Source organism: Stappia indica, assembly GCF_009789575.1.
GTDB lineage: Bacteria > Pseudomonadota > Alphaproteobacteria > Rhizobiales > Stappiaceae > Stappia > Stappia indica_A.
Genome location: NZ_CP046908.1, coordinates 5,100,608 through 5,116,759, shown reverse-complemented (window position 1 = coordinate 5,116,759; position 16,152 = coordinate 5,100,608). Strand labels below are relative to the sequence as shown.

Here is a 16,152-nt window from a genome sequence, read left to right as displayed (position 1 = left end):
CGGCGAACTTCACCGTCACCGCGACCGATGCCAACAACACACCGGCAACGCGCCTATTCCATCCAGGTCGATGCCCCCGTCGTCATCACCCTGTCCCCGGCGGCCGGCAGCCTCGCCAATGGCGAGGTCGGAGCGGCCTACAGCCAGAGCTTCACCGCCTCCGGCGGCACCTCGCCCTACACCTATGCGGTCACCGCAGGCGCCCTGCCCGACGGCCTCACCCTTGCCGCGACGGTGCGCTGAGGCACGCCGACCACGGCGGAGACCGCAACTTCACCGTCACCGCGACCGATGCCAACAGCGACACCGGCAACGCCGCCTATTCCATCCAGGTCGATGCCCCCGTCGTCATCTCCCTGAACCCCGCCGCCGGCAGCCTCGCCAATGGCGAGGTCGGAGCGGCCTACAGCCAGAGCTTCACCGCCTCCGGCGGCACCTCGCCCTACACCTATGCGGTCACCGCAGGTGCCCTGCCCGACGGCCTGACCCTCGCCTCGAACGGTGCCCTCACCGGAACGCCGACCACGCTGGAGACGGCGAACTTCACCGTCACCGCCACCGATGCCAACAGCGACACCGGCAACGCCGCCTATTCCATCCAGGTCGATGCCCCCGTCGTCATCTCCCTGAACCCCGCCGCCGGCAGCCTCGCCAATGGCGAGGTCGGAGCGGCCTACAGCCAGAGCTTCACCGCCTCCGGCGGCACCTCGCCCTACACCTACGCGGTCACCGCAGGCGCCCTGCCCGACGGCCTGACCCTCGCCTCGAACGGTGCCCTCACCGGAACGCCGACCACGCTGGAGACGGCGAACTTCACCGTCACCGCGACCGATGCCAACAACCACACCGGCAACGCCGCCTATTCCATCCAGGTCGATGCCCCCGTCGTCATCACCCTGTCCCCGGCGGCCGGCAGCCTCGCCAATGGCGAGGTCGGAGCGGCCTACAGCCAGAGCTTCACCGCCTCCGGCGGCACCTCGCCCTACAGCTATGCGGTCACCGCAGGCGCCCTGCCCGATGGCCTCACCCTTGCCGCCAATGGTGCGCTGAGCGGCACGCCGACCACGGCGGAGACGGCCAACTTCACCGTCACCGCGACCGATGCCAACAACCACACCGGCAACGCCGCCTATTCCATCCAGGTCGATGCCCCCGTCGTCATCTCCCTGAACCCCGCCGCCGGCAGCCTCGCCAATGGCGAGGTCGGCACCGCCTACAGCCAGAGCTTCACCGCCTCCGGCGGCACCTCGCCCTACACCTATGCGGTCACCGCAGGTGCCCTGCCCGACGGCCTGACCCTCGCCTCGAACGGTGCCCTCACCGGAACGCCGACCACGCTGGAGACGGCGAACTTCACCGTCACCGCCACCGATGCCAACAGCGACACCGGCAACGCCGCCTATTCCATCCAGGTCGATGCCCCCGTCGTCATCTCCCTGAACCCCGCCGCCGGCAGCCTCGCCAATGGCGAGGTCGGAGCGGCCTACAGCCAGAGCTTCACCGCCTCCGGCGGCACCTCGCCCTACACCTACGCGGTCACCGCAGGCGCCCTGCCCGACGGCCTGACCCTCGCCTCGAACGGTGCCCTCACCGGAACGCCGACCACGCTGGAGACGGCGAACTTCACCGTCACCGCGACCGATGCCAACAACCACACCGGCAACGCCGCCTATTCCATCCAGGTCGATGCCCCCGTCGTCATCACCCTGTCCCCGGCGGCCGGCAGCCTCGCCAATGGCGAGGTCGGAGCGGCCTATAGCCAGAGCTTCACCGCCTCCGGCGGCACCTCGCCCTACTCCTATGCGGTCACCGCAGGCGCCCTGCCCGATGGGCTGACCCTTGCCGCCAATGGTGCGCTGAGCGGAACCCCGACCACGGCGGAGACCGCCAACTTCACCGTCACCGCGACGGATGCCAACAGCGACACCGGCAACGCCGCCTATTCGATCCAGGTCGAAGCAGCCCCGGTCACCATCACCCTGTCCCCGGCGGCCGGCAGCCTTGCCAATGGCGAGGTCGGAGCGGCCTACAGCCAGAGCTTCACCGCCTCCGGCGGCACCTCGCCCTACTCCTATGCGGTCACCGCAGGCGCCCTGCCCGACGGCCTGACCCTCGCCTCGAACGGTGCCCTCACCGGAACGCCGACCACGCTGGAGACGGCGAACTTCACCGTCACCGCCACCGATGCCAACAGCGACACCGGCAACGCCGCCTATTCCATCCAGGTCGATGCCCCCGTCGTCATCTCCCTGAACCCCGCCGCCGGCAGCCTCGCCAATGGCGAGGTCGGAGCGGCCTACAGCCAGAGCTTCACCGCCTCCGGCGGCACCTCGCCCTACACCTACGCGGTCACCGCAGGCGCCCTGCCCGACGGCCTGACCCTCGCCTCGAACGGTGCCCTCACCGGAACGCCGACCACGCTGGAGACGGCGAACTTCACCGTCACCGCGACCGATGCCAACAACCACACCGGCAACGCCGCCTATTCCATCCAGGTCGATGCCCCCGTCGTCATCACCCTGTCCCCGGCGGCCGGCAGCCTCGCCAATGGCGAGGTCGGCACCGCCTACAGCCAGAGCTTCACCGCCTCCGGCGGCACCTCGCCCTACACCTATGCGGTCACCGCAGGCGCCCTGCCCGACGGCCTCACCCTTGCCGGCGACGGCACGCTGAGTGGCACGCCGACCACGGCGGAGACCGCCAACTTCACCGTCACCGCGACCGATGCCAACAGCGACACCGGCAACGCCGCCTATTCCATCCAGGTCGATGCCCCCGTCGTCATCTCCCTGAACCCCGCCGCCGGCAGCCTCGCCAATGGCGAGGTCGGAGCGGCCTACAGCCAGAGCTTCACCGCCTCCGGCGGCACCTCGCCCTACACCTATGCGGTCACCGCAGGTGCCCTGCCCGACGGCCTGACCCTCGCCTCGAACGGTGCCCTCACCGGAACGCCGACCACGCTGGAGACGGCGAACTTCACCGTCACCGCGACCGATGCCAACAGCGACACCGGCAACGCCGCCTATTCCATCCAGGTCGATGCCCCCGTCGTCATCTCCCTGTCCCCGGCGGCCGGCAGCCTCGCCAATGGCGAGGTCGGAGCGGCCTATAGCCAGAGCTTCACCGCCTCCGGCGGCACCTCGCCCTACACCTATGCGGTCACCGCAGGTGCCCTGCCCGACGGCCTGACCCTCGCCTCGAACGGTGCCCTCACCGGAACGCCGACCACGCTGGAGACGGCCAACTTCACCGTCACCGCGACCGATGCCAACAACCACACCGGCAACGCCGCCTATTCCATCCAGGTCGATGCCCCCGTCGTCATCTCCCTGAACCCCGCCGCCGGCAGCCTCGCCAATGGCGAGGTCGGAGCGGCCTACAGCCAGAGCTTCACCGCCTCCGGCGGCACCTCGCCCTACACCTATGCGGTCACCGCAGGCGCCCTGCCCGACGGCCTGACCCTCGCCTCGAACGGTGCCCTCACGGGAACGCCGACCACGGTGGAGACGGCGAACTTCACCGTCACCGCCACCGATGCCAACAGCGACACCGGCAACGCCGCCTATTCCATCCAGGTCGATGCAGCCCCGGTGGTCATCGCGCTCTCCCCGGCCGCCGGCAGCCTCGCCAATGGCGAGGTCGGAGCGGCCTACAGCCAGAGCTTCACCGCCTCCGGCGGCACCTCGCCCTACACCTATGCGGTGACCGCAGGCGCCCTGCCCGATGGGCTGACCCTTGCCGCCAATGGTGCGCTGAGCGGCACGCCGACCACGGCAGAGACGGCCAACTTCACAATCACCGCGACGGATGCCAACAGTGCCACCGGCAACGCCGCCTATTCGATCCAGGTCGATGCCCCCGTCGTCATCACCCTGTCCCCGGCGGCCGGCAGCCTCGCCAATGGCGAGGTCGGAGCGGCCTATAGCCAGAGCTTCACCGCCTCCGGCGGCACCTCGCCCTACAGCTATGCGGTGACCGCCGGCGCCCTGCCCGACGGCCTGACCCTTGCCGGCGACGGCACGCTGAGCGGAACCCCGACCACGGTGGAGACCGCCAACTTCACCGTCACCGCGACGGATGCCAACAGCGACACCGGCAACGCCGTCTACAGCCTGCAGGTCGATGCAGCACCGGTCGTCATCGCGCTCTCCCCGGCGGGTGGTGAATTGCCTGCCGCAACGGCTGGCGAGGATTACACCGCCTCGATCACCGCCAGTGGCGGGCTCGCGCCATATATCTACAGCGTTACCTCGGGCAGTCTGCCGGACGGCCTGGTGCTCAACATCTCCACCGGCCAGCTGAACGGTCCACTGGATCCCGATACCGAGGGCAATTACAGCTTCACGATCCAGGCGCGCGATGCGAACAACGTCACGGGTTCGGCGGCCTACACCTTGAGCGTCGCCGAGCAGACGGTGACGGTGAGCGACAAGGACGTGACCGTACCGCCGGGCTCGACGCCGCCCAACGTCAACCTGGCGAGCGGCGCGACGGGTGGGCCGTTCCAGTCCGCGAACATCGTTGCCGTCGAGCCGGCCAATGCCGGCACGGCGCAGATCGTGTTCGGAGAGTTCGCGCAGCTCGACAGCGCGCCTGCCCCGGTCGGCTTCTATCTGAAGTTCACTCCCAACCCGACCTATTCCGGCCAGGTGCGGGTGCGCTTCACCCTGACCAGTTCGCTCGGCACGTCCAATGTCGGCACCGTCCTCTACACGCTGGGCTACGATCCGCAGGCGGTCGCCAAGGAGGTCCACGGCCTGGTGCATGATTTCGTGCAGGCACGCCAAAACCTGCTCAGCAACACGATCAAGGTGCCTGGCCTGCGCGAGCGGCGGCAGATGGAGTCTGCGCGGGACGTCATCAACATGCGCATGATGCCGTCAGCCCAGGGCGTGACCCTCGGCTTTGCCACGAGCCTGGCGCAGATGTCCGCAGCGAGCGAGGCGATCGAGCGCAGCCTCGGCGTCGACACCTCCTCGTTCAACGTGTGGGTCGATGGCACCTTCGCCATGCACAATCGCAATGGAGAGGACAGTCGCTGGGGCACCTTCGCCCTGTTCTCCGCAGGTGCCGACTATCTGCTGACGGAGCGTGCCCTCATCGGCATCTCCTTCCACTTCGACCGGATGAGCGATCCGACCCGCGACGATGCGACACTGACGGGCAATGGCTGGTTCGTCGGCCCCTACGCCTCGTTCGAGCTCGGCCGCGGTGTGTTCTGGGATACCAGCCTGCTCTATGGCGGATCGTCGAACGACATCGACAGCAGGTTCTGGGACGGCAGCTTCGACACCAGCCGGTGGATGTTCAGCACCTCCCTGTCCGGCGTGTGGCATCTCGATGAAGCGACCACGCTGGCGCCGAAGCTGCGGACCGTCTACCTGTCCGAAAAGATCGACGACTACAGCGTCAGGAACGCCGCAGGCAATGTGGTGGGAATGGACGGCTTCACCGTCGAGCAGCTGCGCGTCAGCCTGGGAGCGGAGCTCGCCCGGCAGTTTGTCCTCGAGGAAGGCATGATCGTCACCCCGAGCATTGCCGTGACGGGCGGCTTCGCGGGTCTCGGCGGATCCGGGGCCTTCGGCTCGCTCGGCGCCGGCGTGGAACTCACCAATGGCGGCATGTGGAGCCTCGACGGCGCACTGCTCTTCAACATCGAGGGAGATGGCCAGGCCTCGGCCGGCGGCAGAATGGGCCTTGCCGTCCGGTTCTGATCCGGCAGGCGCTACTTCCTGAAGAGGATGCGGAGGACGTCGTCGTCCGAGCGCAGGAAGTCGCAGTCGACGCGAAACACGTCGCGCAGCAGGTCGGGGGTAAGCACGTCGGCCGGCGCGCCGCTCGCCACGACCTGTCCCCGGTGCAGCACCAGCAGATGGTCGCAGAACATCGCGGCGTGGTTGAGGTCGTGCAGCGCGACGATTGTCGTCAGCCCCAGCTGCGAGACGAGGCGCAGCAACTCGAGCTGGTGCTGGATGTCGAGATGGTTGGTCGGCTCGTCGAGAAACAGCTCGCGCGGTTGCTGAGCCAGAGCGCGGGCGATGTGGACGCGCTGGCGCTCGCCGCCCGACAGGCTGTGCCAGGACTGACGGCGGAACCCGGTCATGCCAACCTGCTCCAGGGCGGTGTCGACGGCCCGGGTGTCGGCCGGCCGCCAGGCCGCGAGCGGGCCGCGATGCGGCGTGCGGCCAAGGCGCACCACGTCCTCAACCGTCACGTTCACATCGGTCGCGGCATGCTGCTGGACCAGCGCCACGCGCCGCGCCAGCTCCCGGCGGCCGCTCCGAGCGATGTCCGTGCCGTCGAGCAGCACCCGGCCCGAGGCGGGGCGCCGCAGGCCGGCCAGCAGGCGCAGCAGCGACGACTTGCCCGAGCCGTTCGGCCCCAGCAGCCCGAGCACCCTGCCCGGCTCGACGTCGAACGACACGTCATCGACAATCGTCTTGCCCCCGACGCGCCACACGAGATTTTCGGCACAAACGCTCATGTTGCGGGCCTCGCGCGGTAAAGTATCAACGCAAAACACGGCACGCCGACCAGCGCCGTGACGATGCCGATCGGCAGCGTCTGCTGCTGCATGACGCTGCGCGAGACGATGTCGGCGAGCACCATGAACACGGCGCCGACCAGCAGGCAGGCGGGCAGAAGGCGGATGTGACCGGGCCCGATGAGGAAGCGCACCGCGTGCGGAACCACCAGGCCGACGAAGCCGATGGACCCGACCATGCTGACGATGGTCGCCGTCATCACCGCGGTGATAGCGAAGAGGACAAGTCGGACGCGCTCCACGGGTATCCCCATGGAGGCGGCGGCGTCATCGCCGAAGGTGAAGGCGTCGAGCGCCCGGGCATACCAGATGCACACGCCGAGACCGATCGCGACCACCACGGCCAGCAGCTGGAACTCCGGCCAGCGCACGCCGCCGAGGCTTCCGAGCAGCCAGAACATCACGTCGCGCGCCTGCTGGGCATTGCCCGAGGTGGTGACGATATAGGCGGTGAGCGCGTTGAAAAGCTGGGCGGCCGCGACGCCGGACAGGATGGTGCGGTCGGCCCCGCCCCGCCCGCCGCCGGACAGGACCGCGACGAAGAGGAAGGCCGACAACGCCCCGGCGAAGGCGCCCATGGACAGCGTCACCGCTCCGGCGCCGACGCCGAGGATAATGACCGCGACGGCCCCCGTCGAAGCGCCGGCCGAGATGCCGAGCACATAGGGCTCGGCCAGGGCATTGCGCAGCAGCGACTGGAGGATAGCACCGCACATAGCCAGGCCCGCGCCGCAGAGCGCGGCGACGAGCGCGCGGCTGAGCCGCAGGTCCCAGATCACGCTGGCCTGGATCCGGCTGATGTCGGCGGATGTCCAGCCGAACTGGTTGGTCACGGCGAGCGCCACGGTGCGCAGCGGGATATGCATCTCGCCTATCCCCACCGCCGTGGCGACCGCCAGCACCAGGACGGCCAGCGATCCGACCACCAATGCGGCGAACTGCAGGCTCGCCCTCGACGGGGATATCGTCACTTCAGGAGCCCGAGCGCCTCGAGCTGCGCGGCGACTTCCTCCGCGCCGTAGATGGTGCGGATGGTCGGGTTCATCGCCGCCCCGTTCATGGTGACGATATAGCCCTTCTGCACCGCCTCCATCTGGCTGACGGTCGGATCGCCCTTCAGGAAGGCGATCTTGTTTTCCGCCTTGTCGAGGTCCCAGCGGTTGCGGTCGAGGGAGGCGGCGACGATCACCGTCGGATTGGCGGCGATGATGCCTTCCCAGCCGACCGTCGGCCATTCGGCCTCGGTGGTGATGGCGTTGCGGCCGCCCAGCACGTCGGCGATGAAGCCGGAGGCGCCGTTCTTGCCGCCGAGATAGGCATCGTCCGCAACGGACGGGCTGGAGAACCAGAACAGGAAGGTCAGGTCCGGGTTGTCCCCGAGACGGGCGCGCAGGTCCGCCTCGCGCTTCTTGAACTCCGCGATCAGCTTCTGGCCGCGGTCGGCGACGTCGAAGATCCGCGAAAGCTCGTCGATCTCCTGGTACAGGAGATCCATGTTCCACAGCTGCTGGCGGCTGCCATAGAAGTCGCCGGTGTCCTTGCGGGTGTTGCAGATGCCCGGCGCCAGGTAACTGGGGATGTCGAGCGCCTCGAAATCCTCGCGCTTGGACACCTTGCTGTCGGGCCCGAGCAGCAGCGGCAACTGGGCGGCGACGAAGTCGGGCTCCTCGGCCAGGATCGATTCCAGCGTCGGCAGCTCCACGGTGAGCAGCTTCACCTTCCCGTTCGCTTCGGCAAGCTCCGGCAGCACCTTGGTCGGCCAGAAGGCGGACGCGGCAAGACGGTCCTCCAGCCCGAGCAGCAGCAGGATTTCGGCGCTGTTCTGGCCGAGTGCAACCGCGCGCTGCGGCGCCTTCTCGAACGTGACCGTCGCACCGCAGTTTTCGATCGTCAGCGGGTAGCTGGTCGGCTCGGCCCGGGCGGCGGACGCAAGGGCAAGGGTGGCCAGCGCGAGCGTGGCGGCGGCGAGAGAGAAGCTGGAAGACATGAGGATTAGTCCGCGCATCTGAGGGGGATGCGCGAGAGCTACTCCGATGGGACGGTCAATTCAAGAGTATTTCACTCATGTTTTTTATCCCCTCCACACGTGCCGCTCACATCAGATGAATGTAGCTGCCGGGGGCCGGCTCCAGCGGGGGTAACCCCTTGTCAGGTGCGCCGACGGCCGGAGGTATCCCCTCTGCGCTGCTGCGCGCGAGGAGCCAGGCGGACCATTCCGGCCACCAGGAGCCGGTGCGCGGCCGGTGCCGGTCCAGCCAGCCGTCGGGGCCGGAATAATGGGCGCCGGCCGGGCGATGAGACAGGCGATAATGCCGGCGCGGATGCCCCGGCTCGCTCAGAATGCCGCCGTTATGCCCGCCCTTGGTCAGCACGAAAGTCAGGTCGTTGTCCGTGAAAAGCTGGGTCTTGTAGACGGATGTCCACGGCGCGATGTGATCGGTCTCGGTCGCCACGACGAACATCGGCGCGGAGATGTCCTTCAAGGCGATGACGCGCCCCTCGACCGCGAAGCGGCCGGCCGTCAGCCGGTTTTCCAGGAAAAGGCCGCGCAGATACTGCGAGTGCATGCGTGCCGGCATGCGGGTCGTATCCCCGTTCCAGACGCCGATGTCGGTGGGGAGATCGTCCTGGCCGAGCAGATAGCGGCGCACGGCACGGGTATAGATCAGGTCCTCGGCGCGGATCGCGGCGAAGGTGCGGGCCATTTGCGGGCGGTCGAGATAGCCCTGGTCCCACATCATATCCTCCAGGAACGCCACCTGGCTTTCGTCGAGAAAGAGCAGCAACTCCCCGGCCTCGACAAAATCCACCTGCGCGGCCATCAGCGTGACCGAAGCGAGGCGCTCGTCGCAGTCCCGCGCCATGGTGGCCGCGGCAATCGCCAGCATCGTGCCGCCGAGACAATAGCCGACGGCATGGATGCGCTGGTCCGGGACGATGGCGGATACGGCGTCCAGCGCTGCCATGACACCGCGCTTGCGATAGTCCTCCAGCGACAGATCGGCCTGCGCGGCGGTCGGGTTCACCCAGGAGATCATGAAGACCGTAAAGCCTTGATCGACGAGGTATTTCACCATCGAGTTCTGCGGCGACAGGTCGAGAATGTAGTACTTCATGATCCAGGCCGGAACGATCAGGATCGGCTCGGCCTGCACCTTTTCGGTCGTCGGCGCGTACTGGATAAGCTCAAGGATATCATTGCGGTAGACGACGCTGCCGGGGGTGCAGGCAAGATCGGTTCCGAGCCTGAAGCCCTCGGGCGGCGGGTCGTGGCGCTGGGTCAGCGTCTTGACGAGGTCCTGCGAGAAATGCCCCGCCCCTTCCACGAAATTGCGCCCACCCTGGCGGATCGTCGCCTCGATGATCTCCGGATTGGTCAAGGGGAAGTTGGAGGGCGAGACCAGGTCGAGCGCCTGCCGCGCCATGAAGCGGGTCCGGTTGGCGTCCTGCTCCTCCAGCCCGCGCAGGCGGTCGGTCGCATGGTCCCACCAGTCCTGAACGGCGAGAAAGCCCTGTTTCCAGGTGCGGAACGGCAGCGTTTCCCAGCCCGGATGCTCGAAACGGTGGTCGAAAGCCTTGGGCGCGAAGGGAGCGCTGGCCTCGCCCTCGGCGCCCGGCAGGCAGGCTGCTGCCAGTTTCAGCGCATTTTCCTGCGCGCGCTCGAACAGTTCCAACTGGCGTCCGGGCGCCCGGCTCATATGCAGCGCCCAGTCGCTCCAGGCCTCGATGAAGGCATGCGGCGAGAGGCCCCCGGTCACCCGCGCGGCGGCCGCGCGGACGCCGCGGTCCATCGTCTCGTGCAGGTGATGGGCAGGTGCCGGCGCGCCCGGCGACCCGACCTGCGCGTTAGCTGGCGGGGCACCGGCCCCCGCAAGGGCGGTGCCGGCAAGGAGTTCGGCTTTGTCTTGCGCGCGCCTGGTCATGGCAGCCTCGATAACGTTCGGTGGGGCGCGGCTCGACGGCCGCATATCGATCTTGCCAGAGACAGACAGGCCTGACCTTGATCTGTGTCACCTTGGACGACACCCTATCCCCCTACGCTAGCGGCAATAAGGCGAGCGGCGCGGCTTCGTGTCGAGGTGGAAGTGGTCGTCGTGATAGGCGTCAGAGCCCGGTCCCAGCACGGTGGTGAAGGGCCCGCATGCCGCAGATCTCAGCGCTTTTTGCAGCCGCATCGCCTCGCCGGCATCGCTGCCGGTCTGGCGCGGGGCAACGGCGAACTCCCGCCCGTCCTTCAGAACGAGCCCGCGGATATCGATGGCCCGGCCGAAGGAATGCTCGCTGAGCCTTGCGCCGGCAATGCGGTTGCGGCCCCGGCAATGATAGGAGGCGGCGACGCGGATCTGGGCAACGTCGGAGCCGAGCGTGGAGCTTGCCAGCGGGGCGACAACCTGCGCGGCAAAGCGCGCCGCGACGGCCGCCGTATCGCAGGACAGCACCGCTTCGGGAACCAGCGCCATGCCGCCGACCGCCGAAACGGAGACGGCATCCTCGATGCCGCAGGCACCGGGCGCCTCGACCGGAGGCAACCGCTCGAAAACGGCGCCGAGCTGGCGCAGCGCCGCGATGCACCCCGTCACGGCCTCGCTGTCCGGCGCACGACTATCCACGTCCCGGGAAACGTTCGCGACCCGGTTGTTCCCGGCCTCGGCCGCGCGGTGCGCGAGCTCCGAAGCGGGGACAACCGGCTTGCGGCGGGGCAGGATCGAGATCTCTCCGGCCGTTTCCCGAAAGGGGTTTTCGGCCGGGATATCCTCCGCCTGTCCCCGCGCTTCGGCCTGGGGGACCGAAAGTGCCGGCCTTGGCTGCGGCAGCGGCGTCTTCGCACCGGCTCCGGCCGTCATGGCGGACAGCAGCAGACCCGCGGCAATCGCAATCCCCGCTCGCCTCGCCCCGCAACAAGCGTATAGGCTCGCAAGGTCAAGGGGCGGCAGCGCCCGCGCCCGGTACGGTTGTTCCACAGGAGACCACGTGTTCAAGAGCCTTTCCCTGCTTCGGTTGCAGCGCATGGTGCGGGGGTTCCTCTTCGTGCCGGCGGTGCTGGCGATCTGCGGCCTGCTTCTGGCCGGTCTGGCGGTGTCCATCGACCGTTCGGATCTGTTCGACCCCGTCTTCGAGGCGCTGCCCTTCCTCAACATTTCCACCAGCGGCGCCCGTTCCGTGCTGGGCACGATCGCGGGCGCGATGATGACCGTCATCAGCCTCGTCTATTCCCTGACCCTGGTGGTGTTCACGCTGGCGGCGGGCAATATCGGACCACGGCTGCTGGAGACGTTTACCGACAATCGTGTCAATCAATCGACCATCGGGCTGCTCGGCGCCACCTTTCTCTATTCCCTCTTTGTCCTCTATGTGGTCGGCGAAAACGAGGTGCCGCGCCTTTCGGTCGCGATTGCCATCGCCCTGGCTACCACGAGCTTCTTCTGGGTCGTGTATTTCGTCCATGACACGGCCCGCCGGGTGATGGTGGATAACGAGATCGCCCGGACCCAGCGCTCGCTGCGCGCGGCCATCGACCGGCTGCTGGCCGACGAGCCGAAGGAGGAGCCCGACGACCGCGACGCCATCCCGGATGGCGAGGGAACCGCGGTGCCCGCGCACTCCTCCGGCTATGTCACGGCCGTGCAGGCGGAAGCCCTGCTGCACCACGCCGTCGAGCAGGACGGGTTCGTCCAGGTGGTGGCGCGGCCGGGCCATTTCATCATCGCCGGGACGCCGATCGCGATCCTGCGCCAGGTCGGCGGCGACGAAAAGGCGCTGGCCGGGGCAGTACATCGCTCGATCTTGCTGGCCGACGCGCGCTCCGCCGACGGGGATATCCTGTTCAACGTCCATCTCAACGTCGAGATCGCGCTGCGGGCGCTGTCGCCGGGCATCAACGATTCCTATACGGCGATCAGCGCCGTGGACCAGCTGTCGGCCTCGCTGGCGATCATCCTGCAGCGCGGCGCGCCGTCCTCGCTGATCTGCGACGAGGAGGACAAGCCGCGCGTCTGGCTGGAGCTGATCGAGGTGAAGGAGATCGTCGGCACCGCGCTCCATCCGCTGCGGCGGGCAGCGAGCGGCAACGTCATGGTGGTGCTGCGGCTCGCACAGGCCATCGGCCGCATGGCCCTCGTGTGCCGGGGCGACCACGCGACCATCCTGCGCACGCATCTTCGCCTGATCGCCACCGACGCCAACATCGCCGTGCGCAACCGCGACGACCGGGCGGAAGTGGCGCATGAGCTCTACAAGGCGCATCGCAACCTGAAGAGGGCCGACGGGCGGCGCTGACACCGGTCAGTCCGGACCGGCCGAACGGGGACAAGCCCCGAAAAAGCGAAGGCCCGGGCGGTGGTCCCGCCCGGGCATATCCGGCTTGAAACGCCTTGAGACGAATTTTGCAAAATTCCGTATCGAAATCGCCGGATTTCGAGAACGGCGTCTCAAGATCACTCGAACTTGATCTCCGAGGTGAAACTCCAGTTCTTGCGCCGTGCCTCCGGCGGGATCGGGGGGAAAGGCTGCGCCCGCTGCACCGTGCTCAGCGCCGCCCGGTCGATGGTCTCGTTGCCGGAGCTCTTGACCAGACGCGCGCCGGCAAGACTGCCATTGCTGGCGACGACGAAAGTTACCACCGCCATACCCCGCTGTCGGCCGACCCTGCCGCGCCGCTTCGCGCGCTCGAGCCTGCTTTGCACCTTGCCCATGTAGTTGGAGGCGTCGGCGTTGCCGAACTCCTTCGACTTGCCGACATTGCGGGAGCCGCCGGCCTTGGCGGTGGCGTTCGAGTTGCCGCCATGGCCGCTGGTGGTCTTCTTCGAGCGGACGCTGGCGGCCTTCTCCTTCTGCCGCTTGACGGTGTCGGCCTTGCGGGCCGGGGCTTCGCGGCGGACCTCGGCGATCTTCAGGTCCTTCGGCCGGGCCTGCGGCATCGGCACGGCGGCGACCGCCTCCAGCCGCTCGGTCGAGGGCGTGGGCTGCGCCTCGACCGGCGAGACGCTGGCCTGGACGGGAGCTGCCTCGGCAACCTCGGCCGCCTGCTCGACGGCGGTGGGCACGGCGGTCGCGACGATCCCCGGCGCAAGGGCCGCCATCTCCATCGGCAGCGCCTCGACGGTCTCCTCGGCCGGCGTGGTCTCGGCGGTCTGCGACAGGGGCTCGGCGGTCTCGCTGGCGACCGGGGTCGGCTCGGCCGGCGGCTCGACAGCCTCCACCACCTCTTCCGGCGGCACGGCCTCGCTGTGCGGCACGTCGGGCGCAGTCGCTTCCTCGCTCAGGGACTCTTCCAGCGCGGTGGCGTGCTCGACGGGCTTCTCGCCCTCCGGCGCGTCGATGGGCGTAACGACTTCCGACGTTTCGCTCGTCACTTCGGTGTGCTCGCCATCGGCGCCGGCCTGCAGCGCATCGACAAAGGCATCGCCGAGCTCGGCCGACAGGACAGAGCCGCCGCCCTCGATCTGGACGCCGGAACTCTCGTGCATGATGACGGCGACCGCCGAGGCGTGCACCGCCGTCGAGATCATGAGAGCCGCGGCGACATGATGCGGTCTCAGCTTCATCATTCTGCTCCCCTGGTTACGAGCGATACCTTGCCGGCGCCGGCCCGGTAGAGCTGGTCGGCGATCTCCAGCATGCGCGCCGCGTCGAGATCGCGGTCGACGGCCAGCAGGACGGCGGGGCCGCCAGTGCCGGCGTCTTCGCCGGGAACGGGGCCCGGTGCGGGGCCCGGTGCGAGGCCCGATGCTGGGCCATCCGCACCGAGGGCCGCGAGATAGGCTGCAATCTCGACCGGCTGGCCGCGATGGGACAGGCGCCCCTCGCTGTCGGCAAAGAGCGCGTCCGGCGGGGCGAGCGGCGGCGCCTCGGTCGTCTCGGCAAGCGTCACGTCCGGGTCGACGGGCGGGGCGAGCTGGCCGGCGATGAGGAAGAAGATCAGCATCAGGAAGACGATGTTGATCAAGGAGATGGTGCTTTCCGCCTGACGCTTGGGCGGTGCCTGGCGAACCTTGATCATTTCGGCCTCGCGACGATGACCTTGAGCTCGCCGCCGCCGCGCAGCAGCTCGAGCGCGCTGACCAGATCCTGGGCGCGGGCACCCTCGCGCGGGACGAGCAACGCGGTCTTGGCGCCGGCCTCGACCAGCGAGGAGACGGCAGTGCCGGGTGCTTCCGGATCGACAAGCGTGCCGTTCACGGTGAGGCCGTTCGCATCGACTGTGGCGAAGATGTCCGGCCTTGTGACGGCCCCGCCCGTGCCGCCGCCGGGAGCCGCCAGATCGACCTGCGCGAAGCGCGTGAAGGTCGAGGACAGCATGAAGAACAGCAGCAGCAGGAAGATCACGTCGATCAGCGATGTCAGCGACAGGCGGCGCCTTCGCGGACTGGCGAAATCAATGCGCATTGGCCACCTGTTCGTAGCCCCCCGCCTCGACCTCCTCGAACGGTGCACGGGCACCGCCGCGCGCCTGCTCCAGCAGCACGGCGGAGGCGAGCGTCTCGATGGCGACCTTCTCGTTCTCGATCTGGCCTTCCAGATAGGTGACGACGAGCGAGACCGGCATGGCGACCGCAAGGCCGACGGCGGTGGTCAGCAGCGCCACCCAGATGCCGCCGGCAAGCAGCGACGGGTCGACGGCATTGCCCGCCGACTGGAGGTTCTGGAAAGCCTCGATCATGCCGAGCACGGTGCCGAACAGGCCGAGCAGCGGAGCGATCTGGGCGATGGCGTCGAGCGCCTTCATGCCGGCATTGTAGCGGTGCAGGCGGCGGGTCGCGGCGCGGGCGATGTCTTCCTCGACCAGCGCCTTGTCGAGGGTCTTGCCGCCCTCGCCCGACTGCATGGCGATGGCCACGGCCTCCTCCGAGGCGCTGCGGATGTCGCCGAGCGCCTGCCAGGCCTCGCGGCGGCGGCCATGGCCCCACAGGCGCACGGCGGCCTCGGCCCGGCCGGGACGTCCGACCCGCTGCGTCCAGAACTGCGCGAGCTTGAGGATCACCACCGTCAGGGCGATCACGGACAGGCCGGCGAGCACGGCGACGACGGGGCCGCCGAGCTCCAGGAAGCCCGAGATCGAGGCGAGAATGTCGGCGAAAGACATGGGTGCGTTCCTAACAGCTCATGGAATTCCGGGGCCGTTCGGCCCTTGTGTCATACCAGCCTAGCGGCTGAGGGGAATGTCGGCCCGGCTGGCGAGCGACAGCTGCGCCTGGCAATGGGCGGCGGCACCGCCCTCGCCGCACTGGGCCGGTCCGTTGACGAGGATGCGGCCGAGCTTGCCGCAGGCGACGCCCGCCAGATCGAACTGGCGCACCGAGGTCTTTTCCGGCGCAAGCGCGCCGAAGTCGAAGGTGGTGAGCCGGTCGACCAGGCCGTCGCTGTCGAACAGCACGAACTCGAATCGCGGCTGCGGCACCTCGCCACCGGTCGCGTTGCGCACGACGAAGGTCAGGCGGCACCCGCCGCCGCCATTGTCCGTGACCCGGTTCAGCTCGATGTGAAGACCGGACGAGGACGCCCCGTCCTTCGAGGCGTCCTCTGCGGCCCGCGCCTGGCCGGCCCACAGGGCCGCGGCGGTCAAAGCCGCCGCAGCCGCGATTTCAAGTCTGCGTCCCATTCGTCTCTCC

The 16,152-nt window shown here is 68.5% G+C and carries 13 protein-coding genes; 3 read left to right on the top strand and 10 right to left on the bottom strand.

The annotated features are described in order from the left end of the window. Positions 1–27 precede the first annotated feature (27 nt). Positions 28–243: a putative Ig domain-containing protein gene (locus GH266_RS23715; protein ID WP_425329579.1), complete on the top strand. Its 216-nt coding sequence runs from the start codon at positions 28–30 to the stop codon at positions 241–243. Next, the gene (locus GH266_RS23580; RefSeq protein WP_425329578.1) at positions 240–5,714 is read left to right on the top strand and encodes a putative Ig domain-containing protein; all 5,475 of its coding nucleotides are present in this window, start codon (positions 240–242) and stop codon (positions 5,712–5,714) included. Before GH266_RS23715 ends, GH266_RS23580 begins: the two co-directional genes overlap by 4 nt. Before the next feature lie 11 nt (positions 5,715–5,725). Here GH266_RS23580 and GH266_RS23205 read toward each other — a convergent pair whose 3' ends face one another. From GH266_RS23205 to GH266_RS23185, 5 genes are all read right to left on the bottom strand, one after another. Beyond that, the gene (locus GH266_RS23205; protein WP_158195964.1) at positions 5,726–6,484 is read right to left on the bottom strand and encodes an ABC transporter ATP-binding protein; all 759 of its coding nucleotides are present in this window, start codon (positions 6,482–6,484) and stop codon (positions 5,726–5,728) included. After that, complete coding sequence (locus tag GH266_RS23200; RefSeq protein ID WP_483409542.1) at positions 6,481–7,488, bottom strand: FecCD family ABC transporter permease; 1,008 nt, start codon at positions 7,486–7,488, stop codon at positions 6,481–6,483. Before GH266_RS23200 ends, GH266_RS23205 begins: the two co-directional genes overlap by 4 nt. A gap of 23 nt (positions 7,489–7,511) precedes the next feature. Next, positions 7,512–8,531: an ABC transporter substrate-binding protein gene (locus GH266_RS23545; protein ID WP_158195962.1), complete on the bottom strand. Its 1,020-nt coding sequence runs from the start codon at positions 8,529–8,531 to the stop codon at positions 7,512–7,514. 106 nt (positions 8,532–8,637) lie between these two features. After that, the gene (locus GH266_RS23190) at positions 8,638–10,467 is read right to left on the bottom strand and encodes a PHA/PHB synthase family protein (protein WP_158195961.1); all 1,830 of its coding nucleotides are present in this window, start codon (positions 10,465–10,467) and stop codon (positions 8,638–8,640) included. 117 nt (positions 10,468–10,584) lie between these two features. Beyond that, positions 10,585–11,124, bottom strand: coding sequence for an extensin-like domain-containing protein (locus tag GH266_RS23185; RefSeq protein WP_158195960.1), 540 nt, complete (start codon positions 11,122–11,124; stop codon positions 10,585–10,587). 391 nt (positions 11,125–11,515) lie between these two features. Between GH266_RS23185 and GH266_RS23180 the strand changes: the two genes are divergently transcribed. Continuing rightward, positions 11,516–12,820 (top strand): DUF2254 domain-containing protein, encoded by a 1,305-nt coding sequence (locus GH266_RS23180; protein WP_209001510.1) that lies wholly within the window; start codon positions 11,516–11,518, stop codon positions 12,818–12,820. 158 nt (positions 12,821–12,978) lie between these two features. On the opposite strand, the gene GH266_RS23175 is transcribed toward GH266_RS23180, so the two are convergent. The 5 genes from GH266_RS23175 to GH266_RS23155 are packed head-to-tail and all read right to left on the bottom strand — an operon-like array spanning position 12,979 to position 16,142. Next, positions 12,979–14,088 (bottom strand): energy transducer TonB family protein, encoded by a 1,110-nt coding sequence (locus GH266_RS23175; RefSeq protein ID WP_158195959.1) that lies wholly within the window; start codon positions 14,086–14,088, stop codon positions 12,979–12,981. Further along, a complete protein-coding gene (locus GH266_RS23170) occupies positions 14,088–14,543 on the bottom strand; it encodes an ExbD/TolR family protein (RefSeq protein WP_158195958.1) in 456 nt (151 codons plus the stop codon). The genes GH266_RS23175 and GH266_RS23170 overlap by 1 nt, the downstream gene beginning before the upstream one ends. Then, positions 14,540–14,929 carry a biopolymer transporter ExbD gene (locus GH266_RS23165; protein ID WP_120268149.1) on the bottom strand — a complete coding sequence of 130 codons (390 nt, stop codon included), beginning with the start codon at positions 14,927–14,929 and terminating at the stop codon, positions 14,540–14,542. Before GH266_RS23165 ends, GH266_RS23170 begins: the two co-directional genes overlap by 4 nt. Next, on the bottom strand, positions 14,919–15,626 hold the full coding sequence (locus GH266_RS23160; protein WP_158195957.1) for a MotA/TolQ/ExbB proton channel family protein: 708 nt from the start codon (positions 15,624–15,626) through the stop codon (positions 14,919–14,921). The genes GH266_RS23165 and GH266_RS23160 overlap by 11 nt, the downstream gene beginning before the upstream one ends. Before the next feature lie 60 nt (positions 15,627–15,686). Next, positions 15,687–16,142, bottom strand: coding sequence for a hypothetical protein (locus tag GH266_RS23155; RefSeq protein ID WP_158195956.1), 456 nt, complete (start codon positions 16,140–16,142; stop codon positions 15,687–15,689). Positions 16,143–16,152 lie beyond the last annotated feature (10 nt).

Coding starts and splice junctions, on each gene's coding strand:
- GH266_RS23155 (WP_158195956.1), bottom strand. CDS start 16,142: ATGGGACGCAGACTTGAAATCGCGGCTGCGGCGGCTTTGACCGCCGCG.
- GH266_RS23175 (WP_158195959.1), bottom strand. CDS start 14,088: ATGAAGCTGAGACCGCATCATGTCGCCGCGGCTCTCATGATCTCGACG.
- GH266_RS23545 (WP_158195962.1), bottom strand. CDS start 8,531: ATGTCTTCCAGCTTCTCTCTCGCCGCCGCCACGCTCGCGCTGGCCACC.
- GH266_RS23160 (WP_158195957.1), bottom strand. CDS start 15,626: ATGTCTTTCGCCGACATTCTCGCCTCGATCTCGGGCTTCCTGGAGCTC.
- GH266_RS23170 (WP_158195958.1), bottom strand. CDS start 14,543: ATGATCAAGGTTCGCCAGGCACCGCCCAAGCGTCAGGCGGAAAGCACC.
- GH266_RS23715 (WP_425329579.1), top strand. CDS start 28: ATGCCAACAACACACCGGCAACGCGCCTATTCCATCCAGGTCGATGCC.
- GH266_RS23205 (WP_158195964.1), bottom strand. CDS start 6,484: ATGAGCGTTTGTGCCGAAAATCTCGTGTGGCGCGTCGGGGGCAAGACG.
- GH266_RS23190 (WP_158195961.1), bottom strand. CDS start 10,467: ATGACCAGGCGCGCGCAAGACAAAGCCGAACTCCTTGCCGGCACCGCC.
- GH266_RS23165 (WP_120268149.1), bottom strand. CDS start 14,929: ATGCGCATTGATTTCGCCAGTCCGCGAAGGCGCCGCCTGTCGCTGACA.